This is a genomic window from Agreia sp. Leaf335, assembly GCF_001423605.1.
GTDB lineage: Bacteria > Actinomycetota > Actinomycetes > Actinomycetales > Microbacteriaceae > Agreia.
This window is the reverse complement of the sequence record NZ_LMOQ01000003.1, coordinates 338,072-360,714: the sequence shown is the minus strand read 5'-3', so window position 1 is coordinate 360,714 and position 22,643 is coordinate 338,072. Positions and strand designations below refer to the sequence as shown.

The following is a 22,643-nucleotide window of genomic DNA, read 5'->3' as shown; positions in this document are numbered from 1 at the left end:
GGAACTCAGCTCTCTCGTCGGTCAGCCCTGACGTCGACCCTCGCGTCGGCAGCCGCTGTGTCGTTCACGCTAGCGGGTGCCGCCGACACCGACGCGGGCATGCGGAACGAGTAGAGCGACGCCACCACGAAGAACACCGCACCCACACCGAACGCCACCGGGAACGAGAAGGCGTCGACGAGCGCGCCGGCCGCGAGCGGCCCCACGATGGCCCCGATGTCGGAGCTCATCGAGAAGATCGCGATGCCGCGCCCGCCGCGGCGTCCGACGACATCGCCGACGGATGCCGCGGGTGCGATCCCGAGGAAAGCCGAGACCACCCCGTAGAGGCTGAGAAGAACGGTGAGCGTGATGATGTCGCCCGTGAACGAGATGGCGACGGTGAGCACCGCAGCCACCGCGAGGGACAGGATCAGCGCGGGCTTCCGGCCTGCTCGGTCGATGAACCGCGCCGCGGGGCCCAGCGCCAGCGTCTGGGCGACCGCCGCGATGGCGAACGCGATTCCCGTGAACGAGCTCGGACCCTTGATGACCTCGACGACGATCACGGGGATGAGCGCGCTGCGCACTCCGAAGGAGTTCCAGCCCTGGGCGAAGTTGGCCAGACACGCTGCGCGGAAGCGGGCGTCGCGCAGCACGTCGCGAAGCGGAACCAACGGGTTCTCCGAACCCGCGGCATCCGCAACACCCTCGGTCGCCTGGCCGTCGACGACCTTCGCGCGCGGTCGCAGCAGCACGAGCCCGACGATGCCCGCGACGGCGAGCGTGCCCGCGTAGAAGAAGAAGGGAGCGGTGAGCGAGATCGTGGCGAGGAGGCCGCCGATCGCGGGGCCGGTCATGCCGCCGATGAGGAAGCCACCCTGGTAGAAGCCGACGGCGCGGGCGCGATGCGCCGCGCTCGTCGTTCCGAGCAGAAGAGTCATGGCCGCGACGGTGAACATGGCCGAGCCGATCCCGCCGACCCCGCGAAGAAGGAGGAGGTGCGGGTAGTCGGCAGCGATGCCGACGAGCCCGCTCGAGACCGCGACGATACCGATGCCGATAGCGAGCACGACCCGCTCGCCCATCAGATCGATGAGCTTGCCCACGAAGGGGCTGGCGACGAGGCGCATCAGGGCGAAGGCCGAGACGACGGCGCCGACCTCTGCGTAGCCCACACCGAAGCTGCGCACGAAGACGGGCAGCACCGGCACGACCACGCCGAACCCGACCATCACGAAGAAGGCGATGAGTCCGAGCACGTAGACGTCGCGGGAGAGGCGCTCGCGAGGGGCGGCTGCAGTGCCCGATCGACGGCGAAAGAGAGCGAGGGGGCGTGGCACTCGTCAAGGCTACGGGCGTTTAGTCGCGGCCGGCCCCGTTCCGTGAGCCTGCCGAAGGGAACCGTCTCGCCAGGCTCGACGAACTGGCTTCTAGAGGGATTCGCCCACCGTGATCGCTTCGGCCTCGACGAGAGGGCTCTCGTCATGAGCGTTGTCTACGCGGCGGAGAGCCTTTCGGCCGAGGAATGCCAGCAGCACGGCGACGAAGACCGATGCAGCACCCGCGTACATCGGAGCGCTGGGCGAGATCGCCGCGGCCAGCGCCGCAGCGCCGGGAGGGGCGAAGGCGCCACCCAGGAAGCGCACGGCGGAGTACGACGACGACGCTACCGACCGCGGCAGATCGCTCGCCTCCATCACGCTCTCGGTCAGCACCGTGTTCACGATTCCGAGCATGAGACCGCCGATGACGATGCACACGATGAGGCCTGTCTGCGAGTCGATGACCACGCCTCCCGCAATCAAGTCGAGCGCCAGAACCGTGAGCACGAGCTTGAGCACGCTGGTGCGCTTCATGCGCTTCGTGAGCAGCGGCGCCACGAACACCGAGGTGAAGGCCACCGAGAGACCCCACGCGAAGAAGGTGTAGCCGAGGCCCATCTCATCGAGGCCGAGCGGGTACGGGGTGTAGGCCAAGAGCACGAAGAAGCCGATGTTGTAGAACAGTGCGATGCCGGCGAGGTAACGGATGCCGGGCACCTTCATCGCGGTGAACGGCGCCGAGAGCTTCGTGGGTGTGCGCACGGCGGTCTTGTCCTCGCGCAGCAGCGTCACGATAGCGATGAAGCCGACCGCCATCAGCACGGCCGTGCCGAAGAAGGGGCCTCGCCAGCTGATCGCGCCGAGCGTTCCGCCGAGCAGAGGGCCGACCGCGATGCCCACACCGAGTGCGGCCTCGTACAGGGTGATCGCCGCCCCGCTTCCTCCGCTGGCCGCGCCGACGATGGTCGACAGGGCGGTCGAGATGAAGAGCGCGTTTCCGAGCCCCCATCCAGCTCGGAATCCGATGACACCCTCGACGCTGCCGGCCAGGCCCGCGAGCGCAGCGAACACGACGATGAGGGCGAGCCCGATGAGCAGCGTCTTCTTCGCACCGATGCGACTCGAGATCCAGCTCGTGATGAGCATGGCGAGTCCGGTGACCATGAGGTAGCTCGTGAACAACAGCGAGGTCTCGGTGGGGCTGGCCTTCAGACTCTTCGCGATGGCGGGCAGGATCGGGTCGACGAGACCGATGCCCATGAACGCGATGACGCTGGCGAAGGCCACTGCCCAGACGGCGAGCGGCTGCTTGAGGATGGATCCGGTGTGGGGCGATGTAGAAGTTGGCACTGATCAACTATATAGCCAAGGCATATAGTTAGGTCCCGTTCTGCGAAATGTGGCTGGAACCTAGCCCGGGTACCCTGGAATGACCATGGAACTCGGCGTCTACGCAGTATTCGGCATCGCGGTCATCGTCGCGGTCGCGTACTTCTCGAAGCGCCTCGGAGTGGCCGCACCGATCATCCTGGTGATCGTCGGAGTCGCCATCTCCTTCCTGCCGGGCTTCCCCGAGCTGCACATCGAGGGCGAGCTCGTGCTCGACGTGGTGCTGCCACCGATCCTCTACGCGGCGGCGATCAGCGTTCCCGTCGTCGACTTCAGACGCAACTTCAGCACCATCACGAGCCTCTCTGTCGTGCTGGTGATCGTCACCGCCTTCGGCACCGGCTTTCTGCTCTTCACGATGCTGCCCGACCTCAACCTCGCCGCGGCCATCGCGCTGGGCGCCATCATCAGCCCACCCGACGCGGTCGCCGCGACATCCATCGGCCGCCGTCTCGGGTTGCCGCCGCGCATCCTGACCGTGCTCGAGGGCGAGGGGCTCGTGAACGACGCCACCGCCCTCGTGCTTCTGCGCTCGGCCACGGCCGCGGCCGCGGGCGGGCTCCTCTCGCCGTGGGAGACGGTCGGCGACTTCCTGTTCGCTGTCTTCGTGGCCATCGTGATCGGGCTGCTCGCGGGCCTCATCTCGGTGTTCGTGCGCACGAAGCTCAACGACCCGGTTCTCGACACCGCGATCTCGATCGCCGTGCCGTTCCTGGCGTTCCTGCCCACCCAGGCGCTCGGCGCATCCGGCGTTCTTGCGGTGGTCGTGGCCGGCCTCTACACCGGGCATCACGCGCCGTCGGCCTTCTCGGCGCAGGCGCGCATCAGTGACCGCATCAACTGGCGCACGATCCAGTTCTTGCTCGAGAACGGCGTGTTCCTGCTGATCGGGCTCGAGATCCGCACCCTCATCAACGACGTCGAGAACCCCGAGGTCTTGAGCGTGATGGATGCCGTCGGGCTCGGGCTCATCGCCGTCGTCGCCCTGACGCTGCTGCGCTTCCTCTGGATCGGCCCGCTCGTCTACATGCTGAAGAAGCGCGCTGAGCACGCCGAGAAGCTCACCTACAAGAATCTGCTCGCTCTCTACCACTATCGAAAGACCCCGCACCGAGGGGTCTGGACGGGTCGGCGGCGGCTGCGCGAGGAGCGGCTCTACCAGCGTCGGCGCTCCGACCTCGAGCAGTTGCGTCGCGAGAGCATCGACTGGCGCGGCGGCATCGTGCTCAGCTGGTCGGGGATGCGCGGCGTCGTCACCCTGGCCGCCGCGCAGTCGCTGCCCGCCGACATCCCCTATCGCTCGCAGCTGATCCTCATCGCGTTCACCGTCGCCGTGGTGACGTTGATCGTGCAGGGCGGCACCCTGCCCTGGCTGATCCGCCTGCTCGGAATCCAGGGCGTCGACGAGGCCGAAGACCGCCGCGAGCTCGCCACCCTGCTCGACGAGATCAGCTTCGCCGGCCTCGCCGTGCTCGACGACCTGGCGGGTGCCATCGACGGGGCGAACGATGTCGACCCCGACGTGGTGGAACGCGTACGCCAGTCGTCGTTCCTCAGGGCCGAGGCGGCGTGGGAACGCTCGCACGAGGCGTCGCCCGCCTCGACGAGCGCCGACGAGACCCCGCACCGCGTGTACCGCCAGCTGCGGTTGGCCGTCGTGCTCGCAGAACGCGAACGGCTCTTGGATGCTCGGAGGCGGGGAGCCTACCCGTCACGGATTCTCGCGCAGGCCCAGGGCATGCTCGACATTGAGGAGACCCGGCTGCGGCCGCGCACCGGCGATCACTGATCGCCGGCGCGGCGGTCACTCACCCTCGAAGTCGGCCAGCACCGCCGCCGCGTCGTCGAAGACCCGCAGCGCACCGGCATCCATCAGCTCGCCCGACGAGATGCCGCCGGTGCGCACGCCGATCGCACCCAGGCTCGCGCGCGCCGCCGCCTTCACGTCCCACACGGCATCACCCACGAACAGCGCCTCGGACGCGTCGACGCCGGCCCGCTCGAGCGCCACGTTCACGATGTCGGGCTCGGGCTTCGCGGTGTCGACGTCGTCTGACGAGGTGGTCGCGTGCAGCGCATCGTTCACGTCGAGAACGTCGAGCAAAATCTCGAGTTCTTCCTTCGGCGCGCTGGTCGCGAGCACCACCCGGATGCCCGCGCCGCTGAGCGCGCGGAGCAGCTCGACGGCGCCGGGGAGCGGGCGCAACCTATCTGTCGACGCTTGGTAGAGCTCGGAGTGCAGGTCTTTCGCGCGCTCACCGAGCTCGTCGACGGCGTCGCCGAGAAGCGTCTTGAGCAACTCGTCGCTGTCGAGACCGATCGAGCGGTGGATTCGCCAGGTGTCGACCGGGTGGCCGACCTTCTCGAAGGCCCGGGACCACGAATCCACGTGCAGGTAATTGCTGTCGACGAGAGTGCCGTCGATGTCGAAGAGCACGGCCTTGGGCGCGGGCGACCAGAGCTGCGCCCCGGGATCAGTCGGAGCCATACAGCACCGTCAGGGCGTGCTCGATCGTGCCGAAGAGGCCGAGGTCGTTGTCAGCGGAGTCGTGCAGGCGCAGGCCCGTTCCCTCCGGGGTGAGGTGCCCCGCGATGTTGGGAGTGCCCGCGAAGGCCACCTCCCAGGGTGCGTCGTCGTGCTTGGTCACATCGAAGTGCTCGCTGAGCGCCATTCGTGTCCTCTCGTCTCGGTAGCGGTCGTGGTCTGCGGGGCGTACGTCGTCATGCTCGCCCCGGTCGAGTTGGCCACGATAGTCCTGTCGCCGACGCAGCTTCCACCCCCTTGCGCCCGTCGGCCAGGCCACCCACGCTCGACGTGCGGCAAAGTCACCTTCGATGGTCAAACGAAGGGCGATTTCTCACACCTGTCTTTCGTCGCCCAGTTTCATGTGCGGCACATCGCCGTTTCGATGTTCAACGAACGGCGTTTTGCCGCACCTCGCGCGCCTGTGGATAGTTTCCGCCCCCGAACCGCTTCACACGGCATGGTGGACCCGTGACCCGAAGAAAGCCGCTGCCCGATGCCGTCGTCGGCCGCGCCTTCTCGACACGAGAAGCTCTGATGCTGGGAGCGACCGCGAAGCAATTGATGTCATCCGACCTCCACAGACCGTTTCATGGGGCGCGATTGCCGGCGGGCGCCGACACACTTCGAGAACGCTGCCTTGCAGAGAGAAAGCACCGTTCATGTCACCGTCGAGAGACCCAACCGCTCTCCGCAGCGCCCCGCCGTCGTCGGGCACTCCTGGCAACCGGGCGAGGGCGCGCCCCCATGGCTGGACTCCCGGGGCCTGCGCATCTCCCGTGCAGCACGCATCTGGCTCGATCTCGCGAGCCAGCTCGACCTGGTCGACCTTGTGATCGCTGGCGACTACCTGCTGCGCGGCTTCCGTGAGCGCAACGGCAGCCATCGCCCCTTCGCTACCATCCCGCAGCTCCGCGCGGCCGCGGCAGAACACGCTCACCGTCGGCACGCAGCGTTGATCGCTGCGGCCCTCGAGCTTCTCCGCGAGCGCGTCGACTCCCCCTACGAGACACGGCTTCGGCTGATCGTGCAGAGCGCCGGGTTCCCCGATCCGATCGTGAACGAGCCGATTCTGGATGCCATGGGAGAGATCATCGCGCAGCCAGATCTACGGATCCCCGGCTACAACGTGGGGATCGAGTACCAGGGCGACGGCCACCGCACCGACAGGTCGCAGTGGCAGCGCGACGTAGTGCGCCGCCGCGAACTCGACCTCATCGACTGGAAGTCGATCGAGGCTGTGCTCCCCGACATCCGCAACCCCGGACACTTCCTGAACACCCTCCAACACGAACTCCGGCGGCGAGGGTGGACCGGCACCAGCACTTGGCCCACCCTCGGCATCGGCGGCTGACGCCCGCAACCGGCGACCAGCATCCGATGGCGCACCAGCGATAGCAACAAAGGAGCGCCGAACGCAACGCCCGTGCGCGACGCGTGCGCAAGACTGGATCCGTGACCCTTTCGACAGACACCTCCTCGTCCTTGCGCCTGCACGACACCGACTACCGCGGATTCGCGAGCGACAACTACGCCGGCGTTCACCCCGAGGTACTCGCCGCCGTCGCCGCCGCGAATGGCGGCCACCAGATCGCCTACGGGGAAGACCTCTATACGGCCCGCCTCCAGCACGTGATGGCCGAGCACTTCGGCGACGGAGTCGAGGCATTCCCGGTCTTCAATGGCACCGGCGCCAACGTGCTGAGCCTGCAGTCGATGCTTCCGCGCTGGGGAGCGGTGATCTGCACGCAGACGGCGCACATCCACACCGACGAGAACGCGGCGCCCGAGCGAGTCGCGGGCCTGAAGCTGCTCACCGTGCCCACACCGGACGGCAAGCTCACCCCCGAACTCATCGACCGCGAGGCCTGGGGCTGGGGAGACGAGCACCGCGCACAGCCGCTGGCCGTCTCGATCACGCAGACCACCGAGCTCGGCACGGCGTACACCCCCGACGAGGTGCGCGCCATCGCCGAGCACGCGCACGCCCGCGGAATGACCCTGCACATGGACGGCGCCCGCATCTCCAACGCCGCCGCGTACCTCGGCGTGCCGCTGCGGGCCTTCACCTCCGACGCCGGGGTCGACATCGTGTCGTTCGGCGGAACCAAGAACGGGCTCATGTTCGGCGAGGCGGTCGTGGTGCTCAACCCCGCAGCATCCGAGGGCCTGACGTATCTGCGCAAACTCAACATGCAGCTCTCGAGCAAGATGCGCTTCGTCTCGGCGCAGTTGATCGCGCTCCTCAGCGACGGGCTCTGGATGCGCTCTGCCTCGCAGGCCAACGCGATGGCCCAGCGGCTGCGCCAGGCCGTCGAGGGCATGGATGGCGTGACGATCACTCAGCCCACGCAGTCGAACGCGGTCTTCGCGATCGTGGCTCCCGAGGTCGCAGACCGGCTGCGCGAGAGCTTCCGCTTCTACGACTGGGATCCCTCGACGGGCGAGGTGCGCTGGATGTGTGCCTTCGATACGACCGAGGCCGATGTCGACGCGTTCGCTGCCCGTCTGCGCGAGCTGCTCGCCGAGGTCTGAGCACACCGGCCCTGGAGGGCGCCGTCGCGACACGCTCGACGACCGGGAATACCTGCCGCATCTATGCGTTTGCATAGCTGGGCAATGGATGCCCGGCCCACGCATCCGCCCTGAGGGCGATGCGACGACCACACCCGAAGGAAGACCCGCAATGACCCTCACCACGACTACCGCCGTGACCCGCGCCGACGAGACCAGCGCCCCGATTCTCGAGGTGCTCGCCGCTCGCTGGAGCCCGCGCTCCTACGACCCGACCGCAGTGATCGACGAGCACGCACTCGCTTCCGTGCTCGAGGCCGGCCGCTGGTCGCCGTCGATGGCGAACACCCAGCCGTGGCGCTTCATCGTGGCCCGCCGCGGAACCGAGGCCTTCGACAAGATCGTGTCGAACCTCATGGGGTTCAACCAGGCGTGGACGCCGAACGCCTCCGTTCTCATCGTGAACGTCGCCGAGACCACCGACCCCGATGGCAAGCCGCGCGCCCTGGCCAACTACGACCTCGGACAGGCCGTCGCCCACATGTCGGTGCAGGCACACCACGAGGGCCTGCACGTTCACCAGATGAGCGGCATCATCGCCGAGGGACTGCGTGACGCGTTTTCGATCCCGGAGAACCTCACCGCGATCACCGTCACCGCACTCGGAACGGTCGACGCCCCCGAGGCGCTCGGCGAAGAGGGCGCGATCGCCCGCGAGAAGGCTCCCCGCGAGCGCCTGGCCCTCGACGAGCTCGTTCTCGTCAACGAGTAGTCGATACCGTTCCCTGAGCCTGTCGAAGGCACCCTTCGAGAGGCTCAGGGAACGGACGAGTTACTTCTTGGTGTTGCGCCCGTCTCCAGGGCGCTCTGCCACGACAGGGAATGCCCCGGTGTAGCCCTCGCGGGCGGCGGCGATAGCCTTGATGCGGTCGCGGCTGGCGTACCAGCCGATGACGAGCAGCGGAATGATGAGCACGAGCGACGAGATCGTGATCGTTCCCACCGGAAAGTCGATGGCCATCAGCACGAGCACGGTGGCCAAGAACGCGAGCGTGAGCCACGAGGTGAACGGCGCACCGAACAGCCTGAAGGCCGGCCGCTCGAGCTTGCCCTCTTTGGCCCACTTCTGCAGTCGCATCTGACAGAGGATGATCGTGCCCCAGCCGCTGATGATTCCGAGCGCCGACACGTTGAGCACGATCTCGAAGGCCTGCTCGGGCACGATGGCGTTGAGTCCCACTCCCAGCAGGGTGATGCCCGCGGTCAACAGGATTCCGCCGTACGGCACGCCGGATTTGTTCATGCGCCCGGTGAACTTCGGCGCCGCCCCGGCTTCAGACATCGAACGCAGGATGCGACCGGTCGAGTAGAGGCCGGCGTTCAGGCTCGACAGGGCCGCTGTGAGAACGACGAAGTTCATGATGTTTCCGGCGATAGCCCCGACTTCCGGACTGCCGATGCTCGAGAAGAACGTGACGAACGGGCTCTCGTCGGCCTTGTACGCGGTGTAGGGAAGGAGAAGCGACAGCAGCAGCACCGACCCCACGTAGAAGACGGCGATGCGGATGACGACGGTGTTGACGGCCTTCGGCATGATCTTCTTGGGGTCGGCAGTTTCGCCGGCCGCAGTCCCCACCAACTCGATGGCCGCATACGCGAAGACGACACCTTGGATGACGAGCACTGCCGGCAGGAGGCCCTGGGGGAAGAACCCGCCGTTGTCTGCGAGCAGAGCGAACCCGGTCTGGCCGTTGCCGACGTCGGTCGGAAAGTTGAAGGCCAGGAAGACGACGCCGATGATCAGGAACGCCACCAGGGCGACGACCTTGATGATCGCGAACCAGAACTCCATCTCGCCGAAGACCTTCACCGACACGAGATTCAGGCTCAGAACGATGGCGAGCGCGATGAGCGCGAGCAGCCACTGCGGAACGTCGGTGAACGCCGACCAGAACTTCACATACAGCGCCACAGCGGTGACGTCGACGATGGCGGTCATCGCCCAGTTCAGAAAGTACATCCAGCCGGCGACGTACGCCATCTTCTCGCCGAAGAACTCACGCGCGTACGAGATGAACGAGCCGGATGACGGCCGGTGCAGCACCAGTTCCCCGAGGGCCCGCAAGATGAGGAACGCGAAGAATCCGCAGATGGCGTAGACGATCACGAGCGAGGGGCCCGCTGACGCGAGCCGCCCGCCGGCGCCCAGGAAGAGACCGGTTCCGATGGCGCCGCCGATGGCGATCATCTGCAGCTGCCTGGGCTTCAGAGTCTTGTGATAACCCTCTTGCTCATGCGAGAAGTCCTGCTTCTGGGGAGAGTCCTCGATCGGGTGCGAATCTCCCTGGGGAGAATCTGGTGTGGACATCGTCTGCCTCGTTTCAACTATCGCTTCACTGGTGTCCTAGCGAAGCGATACTAGCCCCGAAGAGGGGGCAGCCCCCGAAAGAGCGGCCCCCATCTCGGGAAGCGAGAACGGGAGACGACCCCCGACTACGCGTTGTTGCCCTCCGGCGTCACCGTCAGCGCCTCGCCAGCGTCGTCGAGGTCGACCCGAACCGTGTCTCCGTCACGGACCGTTCCTCGCAGGATCTCGGTCGCGAGGCGGTCATCGATCTCATGCTGCATGAGGCGACGCAGCGGACGCGCGCCGTAGATCGGGTCGTAGCCCTTCTCGGAGAGCCAGGCACGGGCATCCGGTGTGACGGCCAGCTCGAGCCGGCGGTCGCCGATGCGGCGGGCCAGGCGATCGACGTAGAGCGAGACGATCTGCGCGAGGTCTTCGCGGGTGAGCGCCTGGAACACGACGATGTCGTCGAGCCTGTTCACGAACTCGGGCTTGAAGGCCTGGCGAACCAGAGCCTGCACGGCGTCCTCCTTCTGCTCCGTGCTCAGCGACGCGTCGACGAGGTACTGCGAACCCAGGTTCGACGTGAGGATGAGAATGGTGTTCCGGAAATCGACCGTGCGGCCCTGACCATCGGTGAGTCGGCCGTCGTCGAGCACCTGCAGCAGCACGTCGAAGACCTCGGGGTGAGCCTTCTCGACCTCGTCGAGCAGCACGACCGAATAGGGCCTCCGGCGCACGGCCTCGGTGAGTTGGCCACCCTGCTCGTAGCCGATGTACCCGGGAGGGGCACCGAGCAGACGCGCCACGGAGTGCTTCTCTCCGTACTCAGACATGTCGATGCGGATGAGCGCCTTCTCGTCGTCGAACAGGAAGTCGGCGAGCGCCTTGGCGAGCTCGGTCTTTCCGACGCCGGTCGGGCCGAGGAACATGAACGAGCCGGTGGGCCGGTCGGGATCGGCGATGCCCGCCCGCGAGCGCCGGATCGACTCCGACACTGCCACGACGGCGCGCTTCTGCCCGATGAGCCGCTTGCCGAGTTCGCCCTCGAGGCCGAGCAGTCGCTCGGTCTGGCCCTGGGTGAGCCGATCGACGGGGATGCCCGTCCAGGCGGCGATCACTGACGCGATGTCGTCGCTGGTCACCTGGTCGTTGACCATCAACGGGCCGTCCTGTTCGACGGCCTCCGCCTCGGCCAGCTGGCGCTCGAGAACGGGGATCTCGGCGTAGAGCAGCTTCGAGGCCTGCTCGAGCTTGCCCTCGCGCTGGGCGCGCTCCGCCTTCATACGCGCAGCGTCGAGCTTCTCCTTGAGCTCACCGACGCGGTTCAGGCTCGCGCGCTCCCGCTCCCACCGGTCTTGCAGCTCTTTCAGGGCCGCGCCGCGGGTCTTGAGGTCGTCGCGCAGCTTCTCGAGGCGCTCCTTCGAGGCCTCGTCCTTCTCCTTCTTGAGCGCGAGCTCTTCGAGCTTCAGCCGGTCGACGCTGCGTCGCAGCTCGTCGATCTCGACGGGAGCCGAGTCGATCTCCATGCGCAGGCGCGATGCAGCCTCGTCGATCAGGTCGATGGCCTTGTCGGGCAGCTGGCGTCCCGGAATGTAGCGGTTCGACAGCGCAGCCGCCGCGACCAGAGCGGAATCGGCGATCGACACCTTGTGGTGCGCCTCATAGCGCTCCTTCAGTCCGCGCAGGATCGCGATGGTGTCTTCGACGCTGGGCTCGCCCACCAGTACCTGCTGGAAGCGGCGCTCCATCGCCTTGTCTTTCTCGATGTACTCGCGATACTCGTCGAGGGTGGTGGCGCCGATCATGCGCAGCTCGCCTCGGGCGAGCATGGGCTTCAGCATGTTGGATGCCGCGACACTGCCCTCTCCGGCGCCCGCACCCATGAGCGTGTGCAGTTCGTCGATGAAGGTGATGATCTGGCCGTCGGCGTCGTTGATCTCCTTGAGCACCGCCTTCAGGCGCTCCTCGAACTCACCGCGATACTTCGCACCAGCGACCAGTGCCGCGAGATCGAGCGAGATGAGCTGCTTGCCCTTCAGCGAGTCGGCGACGTCGCCCGCGACGATGCGCTGAGCGAGCCCCTCGACGACGGCGGTCTTGCCGACGCCGGGCTCACCGATGAGCACGGGGTTGTTCTTGGTACGCCGGGTCAGCACCTGGCTGACACGACGGATCTCGGCGTCGCGCCCGATCACCGGGTCGAGCTTGCCGCTCGCGGCGATCTCGGTGAGGTTGACGCCATACAGTTCGAGGGCGCTCTTGGCGTCCTCCTGAGCGGGGGCCTGCCCTGCCTGCATATGCCTGTCCTTCTTCTTCTCGTGGGGCGAGTCCGACGAGACGCCCTTAAAAACTTGAGCCTTGCTGACTCAACTTTATCCTTAACGTCGGGATGGCGCTACAGCATTCCCGTTCGATTCGCCGGCGGTCGTGTCGGCGGTGCGTGGGAGCATGGATGCATGCCCGAGTCGATCTTTCCGCTCGTCGATGCGACGGAGATCAGCCGACTGGTCGGTCGCAGCGCCTTCGAACGGGGCCAGGCCTACTTCCGTCAGGGCGCGGTCGTCGATGTCGCGTGGAACCCCGCTACCCGTGTGGTCAGCGCCTTCGTGCAGGGAGGCGCACCCGAGCCCTATGCCTGCTCGATCACCCTCGGCACGACAGGTCGCGGATTCCGTCCGATCTTCAGCATGTGCGACTGCCCCGTCGGCATCGACTGCAAGCACGTCGCCGCCGCACTCATCGACACCAACGCGCGTGCCATGAAACCGTTGGTCGCGTCGCCGGGCCGACCCGAGGCATCCATCGCCACCGACTGGAAAAGCCTGCTCGGCTCTGCGGTCGACGTCACCGCAGACCGAGCGGCGGCCAACACAGAAGCGGCGGGAACCGTGCCCATGGCGCTGCAGTTCGAGCTGCGCGAGCGAGCCGCGCGCACGCACGACCGCTGGCGTGGCCCCACATCCACATCGGCATCACCGCGTTCGTCGGCCGCCGTGGCCGCGACCCGCCGTCTCGGCGTGCGGCCCGTGGTGCGCAGCTCATCGACCGGCGCCTGGGTGCGCAACAACCTCACCTGGGGCACCGTCGTGCATCAGGCTAATCGCATGAATCTCGACGCCGAGCAGCACCGGTGGTTCGCCGAGTTCGCCGCCGTGCAGCGTGCGAGCCGCGCCACCTACACGGGGCAAGACCTCGACTGGATCTACCTCGACGAATTCGCGAGCCCCCTGCTCTGGCATCTGCTCGACGAGGCCGCACGCCTCGGCATCGCGCTGGTGGGCGTCAAGAAAGACGCCACCGTGGGGGTCGCTCGGCGAGCGAGCGTGGGGCTGGATGCGTCGGCCGACGAATCGGGCGGCCTCGCGTTGGCCACCACGGTCGCGTTCGACGACGCCGAGGTCGATGTCGACTCGATCGGACCGGTCGGCGCGCACGGCCTCTATTCCTACTCGTTGAGCTCCGCGTTCGGCGTGACTCTCGCTCCCCTCGACGCCCCGCTCACCGACGAGCAGCGCCGGCTCGTCTTCGAAACGCCGGCGCACGTGATCCAGGTGCCCCGCGGTGAGAAGTCCGAGTTCTTCGACGACTACTACCCGCGCCTCCGCCGCATACTGCCGATCACGAGCGCCGACGAGTCGGTGAACCTGCCCGAGCAGGCGACGGCCACACTGGTGCTCACGGCGACGTTCGAACCCAAGGGTCGACTGCGCATCTCGTGGGGCTGGCGCTACGGCAGCTCAGCACTTCTTCCCCTGAGCGCGACCTCTGCCGACAGAGCGCTGCGCGACGACGCCGACGAAGATCGCATCCTGTCTCTGCTGTCGCACACGCTCACGGCGCGCGGCTGGGGCGGCGCAGATCCGAGTGTCGCTTTCGCCAGCCGAAACGTGTTCGACGGCGTCGATGCCGCCCAGTTCGTGGTCGAGGTCATCGATCAGATCGACGGCCGCGACGACGTGGTGGTCGAGACGGTGGGCACGCGTCCCGACTATGTGGAGCTGACCGAGGCCCCTGAGCTCACCGTCACCACCGTCGAGACCGACAAGCGCGACTGGTTCGACCTCGGCATCATGGTCACGGTCGAGGGGCGAACCATTCCGTTCGGCCCGCTGTTCACCGCGCTGTCGAAGGGCAAGAAGAAGCTCAAGCTCGTCGACAACAGCTACCTCTCTCTCGAACAGCCGGTCTTCGAACGACTCCTCGAACTCATCAACGAGGGCCGCAGCATGGCCGAGTGGGAGATCGACACCCCACGCATCAGCCGGTATCAGGCGAGCCTCTGGGCCGACTTCGAAGACCTGGCCGAAGAGACCGTCGAGGCGACGAGCTGGCGGGCCGCCGTATCCGGGCTCAACGCGATCGGCGCCGTCGACACGATCGCCGTGCCCTCGAGCGTCAAGGCCGAACTGCGGCCCTATCAGGTCGACGGATTCTCGTGGCTCGCTTTTCTCCACGCGCACTCGCTCGGCGGCATCCTGGCCGATGACATGGGGCTCGGCAAGACCCTGCAGACACTCGCTCTCGTGGCCCAGGCGCGCGAGCAGCCCGTCGCAGCCGACGAGACCCGCGTCCCCTTCCTCGTGGTCGCACCGACCTCGGTGGTGTCGAACTGGGTGGCCGAGGCGCAGCGGTTCACCCCGCACCTCGTCGTGCGCTCGATCACCGCAACCGAGGCCAAGAGCAAGAAGAAGGTCGCGGCGATCTGCGCCGGCGCCGACCTCGTGATCACCTCGTACGCGCTGTTCCGACTCGACTTCTCGGCCTACAACGGCGTCGACTGGGCCGGACTCATCCTCGACGAGGCCCAGTTCGCCAAGAACCACACGTCGCGCATCCACCAGTGCGCCCGCGATCTGAAGGCACCGTTCAAGCTCGCGATCACGGGCACCCCGATGGAGAACAACCTCCTCGAGCTCTGGTCTCTCTTCGCCATCACCGCCCCCGGGCTCTTCCCGTCGTCGCGCCGGTTCACCGAAGACTACGTGCGGCCGATCGATCGCGGCGAGAACCCCGAGCTGATCGCGCGGCTGCGCCGCCGCATCCGGCCTCTGATGATGAGGCGCACCAAACAGCTCGTCGCCCCCGAGCTGCCCGACAAGCAGGAGCAGGAGCTGCAGATCGAACTCGCTCCCAGCCACCGCAAGCTCTACGACGTGGTGCTGCAGCGCGAGCGGCAGAAGCTGCTGGGCCTCATCGACGACCTCGACAAGAACCGCTTCATCGTGTTCCGCTCGATCACACTGCTGCGCATGCTGAGTCTGGATGCCTCGCTGATCGACGAGAAATACGCGAACATCCCCTCGTCGAAGCTGGATTCGCTCATGGAGCAGCTCGACGATGTGGTCGCGGAAGGTCATCGCGCGCTCGTCTTCAGCCAGTTCACGACGTTCCTGCACAAGGCCGCGGCCCGGCTCGACGCGCTCGGAGTGCCCTACGAATATCTCGACGGGTCGTCGCGCAAGCGAAAAGACATCATCGATCGGTTCAAACAGGGCAAGGCTCCCGTGTTCCTGATCAGCCTGAAGGCGGGCGGATTCGGCCTCAACCTCACCGAGGCCGACTACGTCTTTCTGCTCGACCCGTGGTGGAACCCCGCATCCGAGACGCAGGCGATCGACCGCACCCACCGCATCGGCCAGACCAAGAACGTCATGGTCTACCGCCTCGTGGCGGAGGGCACGATCGAAGAGAAGGTCATGGCGCTGAAAGCCAAGAAGGCCGAGCTCACAGACGCCGTGCTCGACGACGAGGCCGCGTTCAGCCAGGCGCTCACGGCAGACGACATCCGCGGCCTGCTCGAGAGCTGACGCGCCCCTGCATGAGCAGGCCTCACCTCTGCCAGGTTGTACTCAGGACGCCCCTGTACCGTCGCCCGGGTTGGAAAAGCACCCCGCCGGTCGCCTCGTCGACCTGAGTCATGGCGGCTGCGCCCACACGGGGGGAACCCGAATACCTGCCCGATGCTCTACAGATCCTTGAGGTACTAACGCATGAGTGCACGACGCTCGGCACGATCCGCCGCCCTTCTACCCACGGGGCAGCGCACGAGTTTCCAGGCCCCGACGCGAGCCGCTCTCGCTGAGGCGACCCGGCAATCGCGCGCCCGACCGTCGAGCTCGTCGCCGTTGCGAGGCCGCGGCATGCGCAACTTCGCGCGGGTCGGCGTGTTCATCGTCGCAGCTGGCATGGCCAGCGTCACGGCCCTTCCCGCCTACGCGATGATGCCCACCGGCACCAACCCGGTCGCGACCACGGTCAACGCGGGTCAGACGTTCGTCGACACCTCGGTTCCAGCCACTCAGACCCTCGATGTCGACGCCGAGGCGCAGGTCTCGGCCCTCTCGGCAACCCGCGACTCCTACAACTCGACCGACGCATCTGTTCTTCAGGCGCAGCGCGACGCCGAGGCAGCGGCTGCGCAGGCCGCCGCCGACGCCGTCACCGCAGCGGCGAGGGCCGTCGAGACGGCCGCGACTCCGTCGTCAGGCCCCAAGACCTTCGCACCGCCGCAGGGCGGTTACAGCGGCGAGGCCGTTGTCGCCTACGCAGAGCAGTTCGTGGGCGTCGTGCCCTACGGCTGGGGCGCAGACCCCAACGACAGCTTCGGATGCGACGGGTTGACCCAGTACGTGTACGGCCAGTTCGGCATCGCCCTGCCTCGCGGCGTCGACCACCAGGCGGCACTCGCGACGCAGATCACGCAGGACGAAGCAGTCGCCGGCGACCTCGTCGTGTGGCCCGGCGAGCACATCGGCATCTACGACGGAGCCGGCGGAGTAGTGCACTCCCCCGACTTCGGGCGCTACGTCGAGCACGCGCACAGCCTCTGGGGCAGCCCGGTCTTCTACCGCCTGTAGGTACAACGCTCTCCTGACGCGTGCACCTCTTGCGGCAGCCCGAGCCCCGGGGCATCGTGGGTGAATGACGAACCCCGACGACGAGCCCCTCATCTTCCGGGCATCGTACGAGACGCCGCTAGACCCGATCGAGGCTTTGGACGTCGTCGCCGCCTATGCACATGACCGGCGCGCTCGGGTCTTCAATCGCACCGATCGAGTCATCCAGGTGCAGCTCGGTTCGGGCGGATTCAACACTGCTCTGCCCTCGGTTCTCCCGATCAACCTCGATGCGGTGGTCGGCCTGGAAGACGGCCACCCGACCCTCGTAGAAGTGACGTTGCGGAGCGACGAGGGCCCTCTGCGCCGATCGCCATCGTTGACCGCAGCGTATGCCGACGTCTTCGAAGACACGGTCGCGCGATTGCAGCGACGCTCTCGGGGTACAACGCTCTCCTGACGCACACCGTGCCGGCACCACCGAGGTGGCATACTCGCATCCGTGCCCTCGTACCGCTTCTCCGCTGCCATCGGGGCGTTGCGACCGGGGGTCGCCGCGGCCCGCCTGTTGCCCGAATTGACCGATGACGCAGGCACCCTCGCCATCGTCGAGGCCTCGAGCATCGCCGTGGTGCGCGGCGAGGCCCGCATCGTCATCCGGTTCGCGGGCGACGACGACCAGGATGCGCGGAACATCGCGCTCGGCATCTTCGGTCTGGCGCGTGAACTCGCCGAGTTGACCGCTCCGGAGCTGACCCGCCGCGTAAATAACAGATGGATCGCCGTCTCTGACGAGTGACGCCCGTCGGGTGATAACATTCGGAATCGAATCTTTATGGATTCGAGCGCCGCAGCGACGCGGGGGATGCCAGACTTGCCCCAGCCGCCCGGTTGTTCCGCCACTCGACGCAGAGGATGAGATCCGTGTCCACGCCCACGCTTCAGAACTTCATCAACGGCCAGTTCGTTCAGCCGCAGGGCAGAGAGTTGCTCGACATCGTGAATCCGGCAACGGGCGAGACCGTCGCTCAGGCACCCGTGTCGTCGGCCGACGACGTCGATGCCGCCATGAAGGCAGCCAAGGCCGCCTTCAAGCCCTGGGCACGACTCACGCCAGGGGCACGGCAGCTCGCGCTTCTGAAGCTCGCCGATGCGATCGAGGCCAACGCCGATGCTCTCGTCGAGGCGCAGCATCGCAACACCGGACAGCCCCGCGACACGATCCGCACCGACGAGATCGAGGCGGGAGCAGACCAGATCCGCTTCTTCGCCGGGGCGGCACGCCTGCTCGAGGGCAAGAGCGCCGGTGAATACATCGAGGGAACGACGTCGTACGTGCGCCGAGAGCCGATCGGAGTGGTCGGCCAGGTCACCCCCTGGAACTTCCCGTTCCTCATGGCCATCTGGAAGATCGGCCCCGCCCTCGCGACGGGCAACACGATCGTGCTGAAGCCGAGCGACACCACGCCCGAGTCCACCCTCGAACTCGCCCGGATCAGCCAGGGGATCCTGCCCGACGGCGTGCTCAACATCGTTCTCGGCAACGGCGGCACCGGCGCCGCCATCGTCGACCATCCCACTCCCGGCCTCGTGTCGATCACCGGCTCCGTGCGCGCGGGCATGGCCGTGGCATCCGGGGCGGCGAAGACCCTCAAGCGTGCGCACCTCGAGCTCGGCGGCAAAGCCCCCGCCGTGGTGTTCGGCGACGTCGATGTGGCGAAGACAGCCGCCGCCATCGCCGACTTCTCGTTCTACAACGCCGGCCAGGACTGCACCGCCATCACCCGCGTGCTCGTGCACGAGTCGATCCACGACGAGCTCGTCGAGGCGCTGTCGATCGAGGCGAAAGAGCGCAAGACCGGCAACGCCGACGACAGCGAGAACTACTTCGGCCCGCTCAACAACATCAATCACTTCACCGACGTCGTCACCAAGGTCGAGTCGCTTCCCGAGCACGCCGTCATCGCGACCGGTGGCCACCGCGTCGGCACCACGGGCTACTTCTTCGAGCCCACCGTCATCACGAACGTGCTGCAGAGTGACGACATCGTTCAAGACGAGACATTCGGCCCGGTCATCACGGTGCAGAAGTTCAGCACGGAGGAGGAGGCCGTGGAGCTCGCGAACGACGTGCGCTACGCCCTCGCCTCCAGCGTCTGGACCACCGACCACGCCACCGCGATGCGCGTCTCACGCGACCTCGACTTCGGCGCCGTCTGGATCAACACCCACATCCTCCTCACCGCCGAGATGCCGCACGGCGGATTCAAGTACTCGGGCTACGGCAAAGACCTGTCGATGTACGGCGTCGAGGACTACACGCGCATCAAGCACGTGATGTCGTCGCTCGAATAGGAAAAGCTCATGACTATCACGCACCGGTTGCCGCAGGAGCGGCGCATCACAGGAACCTTCCCCGGGCCGAAGTCGGCCGCCCTCACGGAGCGCCGCCGCAAGGCCGTTTCGGCAGGCGTCTCGTCTCTCGTTCCCGTCTATGCAGCGGATGCCGATGGCGGGGTCGTCGTCGATGTCGACGGCAACTCGTTCATCGACCTGGGCGCCGGCATCGCGGTCACCAGCGTGGGAGCATCCAACCCGGCCGTCGCGGCAGCGGTCACCGAGCAGTCGACGCACTTCGCGCACACCTGCTTCACGATCACGCCCTATGAGGGCTACGTCGAGGTCGCCGAACTCCTCGCAGAACTGACTCCCGGCGACCACGAGAAACGCTCGGCTCTCTTCAACTCCGGCGCCGAGGCGGTCGAGAACGCCATCAAGGTGGCCCGCCTCGCCACCGGTCGAGACGCGGTCGTCGCCTTCGACCACGCCTATCACGGCCGAACCAACCTCACGATGGCGCTCACCGCCAAGGCCATGCCCTACAAGACCAACTTCGGACCGTTCGCGCCCGAGGTCTACCGCATGCCCATGTCGTACCCCTTCCGCGATGAGGCCGGCCTCTCGGGCGTCGAGGCCGCGAACCGCGCCATCCTGGCCATCGAGAAGCAGCTCGGCGGTGGCCAGGTCGCCGCGCTCATCATCGAGCCCATCCAGGGCGAGGGCGGCTTCATCGTTCCCGCCCCCGGCTTCCTGCCCACTCTCAGCGCCTGGGCCACCGCCAACGGAGTCGTCTTCATCGCCGACGAGGTGCAGACGGGCTTCGCCCGCACGGGCTCCTGGTTCGCCAGCGACGACGAGAGCATCGTTCCCGACATCCTCACGCTCGCCAAGGGCATCGCGGGCGGGCTTCCGCTGGCGGCCGTCGTCGGCCGGGCCGAGCTGATGGATGCCGTGCATCCCGGCGGCCTCGGAGGCACCTACGGCGGCAACCCGATCGCGTGTGCCGCGGCAGTCGCATCCATCGCCCAGATGCGCGAGCACGACCTGGCCGGGCGCGCCCGCCACATCGAGGAGATCGTGCTGCCCCGGCTGCACGCCCTCGCCGACGCCACCGGGGTGATCGGCGACGTGCGCGGCCGAGGCGCCATGCTCGCCATCGAGTTCGTGCGGCCGGGCACCACAGAACCGGATGCCGACATCACGAAACGCGTCGCCGCTGCGGCTCTCGAGGCCGGCGTCATCATCCTCACCTGCGGAACCTACGGCAACGTGATCCGCCTGCTCCCCTCGCTCGTCATCGACGACGCCCTGCTTCTCGAGGGGATCGGCGTGCTCGAAGACGCTGTCCGCTCGGCCACCCGATAGAAGGACTTCTCCATGACGTTTCACCCCCTCGACCCGCTGAACGCCGACGAGTTCCGCGCAGCATCCGGCATCCTCACACGCGACAAGGGCGTCGGCCCCGGGTGGCGCTTCGCCTCGATCGAGATGGTCGAACCGTCGAAGGCCGCCGTGAAGCAGTTCGAGGCAGACGGCACCGTTCCCGATCGTCGCGCCCGCCTCGTGGTACTCAACCGCGCCGAGAACGCGACCTACATCGCGGTCGTGTCACTCGCATCCGATGCCCTTCTCGAGTACACGCATGTGCCCGACGTGCAGGCCAACTTCACCGTCGACGAGTGGGAAGAGGCCGACGCCATGCTGCGCGGCAATCCCGACGTGATCGCCGCACTCGCGAAGCGCGGCATCACCGATCTCGACCTCGTCTTCATGGACACGTGGACCTACGGCGCCGCCGTGATCCCGGAGAAGTACAAGGGCCGACGCCTCGGCTGGAGCGACACCTGGGTCAAGTCGCAGCCCGGCGCCAACCCGTATGCCGGCCCGGTCAACGGCTTCCACTGCGTGATCGACGTCAACAGCATGGAGTTGCTCGAGATCGAGGACAGCTTCACGGTCGAGAAGCCCGAGATCATGGGCGAGTACGTTCCGCACCTGATCCCCGAGCGCATCCGTGAGCACTACAAGCGACCGCCGCTCAAGCCGCTCGACATCGTGCAGCCCGAGGGCACGAGTGTCGAGGTCGACGGCAACCTCATCGAGTGGCAGAACTGGTCGCTGCGGGTGGGCTTCAACTACCGCGAGGGCATGACCCTGCACTCCATCTCGTATAAAGACGGCGACGAGGTGCGGTCCATCGCGAACCGCCTGTCGTTCTCAGAGATGGTGGTGCCCTACCGCGATCCGAGCGTCGACCACTTCCGCCGCACCGCCTTCGACATCGGCGAGTGGGGCCTCGGCTTCATGACCACCTCGCTGGAGCTCGGCTGCGACTGCCTGGGCGAGATCCGCTACATCGACGCCGTGATGCACGACTCGAAGGGCGAGCCGTACGCGATTCCGAACGCGTTCTGCATCCACGAGGAAGACAACGCCGTGCTCTGGAAGCACGTCGATCACGACGCCGGCGCAGAGGTGCGACGGATGCGCAGGCTGGTCGTCTCCTTCCACGTGACGGTCGCGAACTACGAGTACCTCGTCTACTGGCGCTTCTATCAAGACGGCAACATCGAGTGCGAGGTGCGCGCCACCGGAATCATGGTCGTCACCCACATCGACGAGGGCCAGGCGCACCCTCACGGAACGCTCGTCGACAACCGCACCTATGCGCCGTTCCACCAGCACTTCATCGTCGCGCGCATGGACCTCGACATCGACGGCACCGAGAACACGGTCGTGCGCAGCGAGACCCAGATCGTTCCGATCTCCGACGAGAACCCGCACGGGCTGGCGCTGGTTCAGGCGAACACGCCCATCGAGGTCGAGGGTCACGACGACTTCGACTGGAACACGCAGCGGGCGTGGAAGATCGTGAACGAGAACAAGCGCAACACGATCGGCAACCAGGTCGCGTACAAGCTGGTTCCGGGAGGAGCGATCCCTTCGTTCTTCGCTCCCGGCTCCGCCGTGCTCGAGCGCGCTCAGGTGATCGGCCACACCGTCTGGGTCACACCCAACGACGAGAACGAGCGCTGGCCGTCGGGCGAGTTCGTGAACCAGAGTTCCGTCGACCACGGGCTGCCCGAGTGGATCCAGGCCGAGCGCCCGGTGCGCAACACCGACCTGGTGCTCTGGTACGTCTTCGGCATCCACCACATCACCCGCCAGGAGGACTGGCCGATCATGCCGAGCGACACCGTGTCGTTCTGGATGAAGCCGGTCTCGTTCTTCGACCGCAACCCGTCGATCGACGTGGAACCGAGTCCGGGCGCACACTGCGCACCCGGTCACGACCACGGCGACCATGGCGACCACGCCGATCACTCGGGTCACGACCACCACGCCCCCAGCACCGATGGCGGACTGACTCACAACCACTGATCCAG

17 protein-coding genes are annotated in these 22,643 nt (G+C 66.9%); 11 read left to right on the top strand and 6 right to left on the bottom strand.

All coding sequences use genetic code 11. The annotated features are described in order from the left end of the window. Positions 1-5 precede the first annotated feature (5 nt). Together ASF79_RS12015 and ASF79_RS12010 are read right to left on the bottom strand one after the other, a co-directional pair. Positions 6-1,322 (bottom strand): MFS transporter, encoded by a 1,317-nt coding sequence (locus ASF79_RS12015; RefSeq protein WP_235500748.1) that lies wholly within the window; start codon positions 1,320-1,322, stop codon positions 6-8. Positions 1,323-1,412: 90 nt separating this feature from the next. Continuing rightward, positions 1,413-2,654, bottom strand: a complete 1,242-nt coding sequence (locus ASF79_RS12010) for an MFS transporter (RefSeq protein WP_055855237.1) — start codon at positions 2,652-2,654, stop codon at positions 1,413-1,415. A 79-nt stretch (positions 2,655-2,733) separates the two neighbouring features. On the opposite strand from ASF79_RS12010, the gene ASF79_RS12005 reads away from it, so the two are divergent. Continuing rightward, the gene (locus tag ASF79_RS12005) at positions 2,734-4,482 is read left to right on the top strand and encodes a cation:proton antiporter (RefSeq protein ID WP_235500747.1); all 1,749 of its coding nucleotides are present in this window, start codon (positions 2,734-2,736) and stop codon (positions 4,480-4,482) included. Between the two features lie 15 nt (positions 4,483-4,497). On the opposite strand, the gene ASF79_RS12000 is transcribed toward ASF79_RS12005, so the two are convergent. Continuing rightward, on the bottom strand, positions 4,498-5,181 hold the full coding sequence (locus ASF79_RS12000; RefSeq protein ID WP_055855233.1) for an HAD family hydrolase: 684 nt from the start codon (positions 5,179-5,181) through the stop codon (positions 4,498-4,500). Then, the gene (locus tag ASF79_RS17385) at positions 5,168-5,536 is read right to left on the bottom strand and encodes a hypothetical protein (protein ID WP_156366244.1); all 369 of its coding nucleotides are present in this window, start codon (positions 5,534-5,536) and stop codon (positions 5,168-5,170) included. Before ASF79_RS17385 ends, ASF79_RS12000 begins: the two co-directional genes overlap by 14 nt. Before the next feature lie 321 nt (positions 5,537-5,857). Here ASF79_RS17385 and ASF79_RS11990 point away from each other — a divergent pair, with 321 nt between their 5' ends. From ASF79_RS11990 to ASF79_RS11980, 3 genes are all read left to right on the top strand, one after another. Further along, positions 5,858-6,571, top strand: coding sequence for a hypothetical protein (locus ASF79_RS11990; RefSeq protein WP_156366243.1), 714 nt, complete (start codon positions 5,858-5,860; stop codon positions 6,569-6,571). A gap of 101 nt (positions 6,572-6,672) precedes the next feature. Further along, entirely contained in the window at positions 6,673-7,752 is a 1,080-nt protein-coding gene (locus tag ASF79_RS11985; protein WP_055855229.1) for a threonine aldolase family protein, read from the top strand. Positions 7,753-7,903: 151 nt separating this feature from the next. Further along, positions 7,904-8,503 (top strand): nitroreductase family protein, encoded by a 600-nt coding sequence (locus ASF79_RS11980; protein ID WP_055855228.1) that lies wholly within the window; start codon positions 7,904-7,906, stop codon positions 8,501-8,503. 60 nt (positions 8,504-8,563) lie between these two features. Here ASF79_RS11980 and ASF79_RS11975 read toward each other — a convergent pair whose 3' ends face one another. Continuing rightward, on the bottom strand, positions 8,564-10,099 hold the full coding sequence (locus ASF79_RS11975; RefSeq protein WP_055855226.1) for an amino acid permease: 1,536 nt from the start codon (positions 10,097-10,099) through the stop codon (positions 8,564-8,566). Positions 10,100-10,224: 125 nt separating this feature from the next. Then, positions 10,225-12,378 carry an ATP-dependent Clp protease ATP-binding subunit gene (locus tag ASF79_RS11970; protein ID WP_082495867.1) on the bottom strand — a complete coding sequence of 718 codons (2,154 nt, stop codon included), beginning with the start codon at positions 12,376-12,378 and terminating at the stop codon, positions 10,225-10,227. Positions 12,379-12,537: 159 nt separating this feature from the next. Between ASF79_RS11970 and ASF79_RS11965 the strand changes: the two genes are divergently transcribed. From ASF79_RS11965 to ASF79_RS11935, 7 genes are all read left to right on the top strand, one after another. Beyond that, on the top strand, positions 12,538-15,888 hold the full coding sequence (locus ASF79_RS11965; RefSeq protein ID WP_055855225.1) for a DEAD/DEAH box helicase: 3,351 nt from the start codon (positions 12,538-12,540) through the stop codon (positions 15,886-15,888). A gap of 183 nt (positions 15,889-16,071) precedes the next feature. Then, on the top strand, positions 16,072-16,938 hold the full coding sequence (locus ASF79_RS11960; RefSeq protein WP_082495865.1) for a C40 family peptidase: 867 nt from the start codon (positions 16,072-16,074) through the stop codon (positions 16,936-16,938). Between the two features lie 64 nt (positions 16,939-17,002). Continuing rightward, positions 17,003-17,377, top strand: coding sequence for a hypothetical protein (locus tag ASF79_RS11955; RefSeq protein ID WP_055855222.1), 375 nt, complete (start codon positions 17,003-17,005; stop codon positions 17,375-17,377). Positions 17,378-17,419: 42 nt separating this feature from the next. Then, a complete protein-coding gene (locus tag ASF79_RS11950) occupies positions 17,420-17,716 on the top strand; it encodes a hypothetical protein (RefSeq protein WP_055855220.1) in 297 nt (98 codons plus the stop codon). Positions 17,717-17,832: 116 nt separating this feature from the next. Then, positions 17,833-19,272 (top strand): gamma-aminobutyraldehyde dehydrogenase, encoded by a 1,440-nt coding sequence (locus tag ASF79_RS11945; protein ID WP_055855218.1) that lies wholly within the window; start codon positions 17,833-17,835, stop codon positions 19,270-19,272. 9 nt (positions 19,273-19,281) lie between these two features. After that, entirely contained in the window at positions 19,282-20,622 is a 1,341-nt protein-coding gene (gene gabT, locus ASF79_RS11940) for a 4-aminobutyrate--2-oxoglutarate transaminase (protein WP_055855216.1), read from the top strand. A 12-nt stretch (positions 20,623-20,634) separates the two neighbouring features. Next, positions 20,635-22,638: a primary-amine oxidase gene (locus ASF79_RS11935; protein ID WP_082495864.1), complete on the top strand. Its 2,004-nt coding sequence runs from the start codon at positions 20,635-20,637 to the stop codon at positions 22,636-22,638. The last annotated feature ends 5 nt before the right edge of the window (positions 22,639-22,643 follow it).

Excerpts from the sequence above, each read along its gene's own strand:
- ASF79_RS12005 (WP_235500747.1), top strand. The coding sequence starts at position 2,734 with ATGACCATGGAACTCGGCGTCTACGCAGTATTCGGCATCGCGGTCATC.
- ASF79_RS12000 (WP_055855233.1), bottom strand. The coding sequence starts at position 5,181 with ATGGCTCCGACTGATCCCGGGGCGCAGCTCTGGTCGCCCGCGCCCAAG.
- ASF79_RS11980 (WP_055855228.1), top strand. The coding sequence starts at position 7,904 with ATGACCCTCACCACGACTACCGCCGTGACCCGCGCCGACGAGACCAGC.
- ASF79_RS11975 (WP_055855226.1), bottom strand. The coding sequence starts at position 10,099 with ATGTCCACACCAGATTCTCCCCAGGGAGATTCGCACCCGATCGAGGAC.
- ASF79_RS11970 (WP_082495867.1), bottom strand. The coding sequence starts at position 12,378 with ATGCAGGCAGGGCAGGCCCCCGCTCAGGAGGACGCCAAGAGCGCCCTC.
- ASF79_RS11965 (WP_055855225.1), top strand. The coding sequence starts at position 12,538 with ATGCCCGAGTCGATCTTTCCGCTCGTCGATGCGACGGAGATCAGCCGA.
- ASF79_RS11960 (WP_082495865.1), top strand. The coding sequence starts at position 16,072 with ATGAGTGCACGACGCTCGGCACGATCCGCCGCCCTTCTACCCACGGGG.
- ASF79_RS11955 (WP_055855222.1), top strand. The coding sequence starts at position 17,003 with ATGACGAACCCCGACGACGAGCCCCTCATCTTCCGGGCATCGTACGAG.
- ASF79_RS11945 (WP_055855218.1), top strand. The coding sequence starts at position 17,833 with ATGAGATCCGTGTCCACGCCCACGCTTCAGAACTTCATCAACGGCCAG.
- gabT (WP_055855216.1), top strand. The coding sequence starts at position 19,282 with ATGACTATCACGCACCGGTTGCCGCAGGAGCGGCGCATCACAGGAACC.
- ASF79_RS11935 (WP_082495864.1), top strand. The coding sequence starts at position 20,635 with ATGACGTTTCACCCCCTCGACCCGCTGAACGCCGACGAGTTCCGCGCA.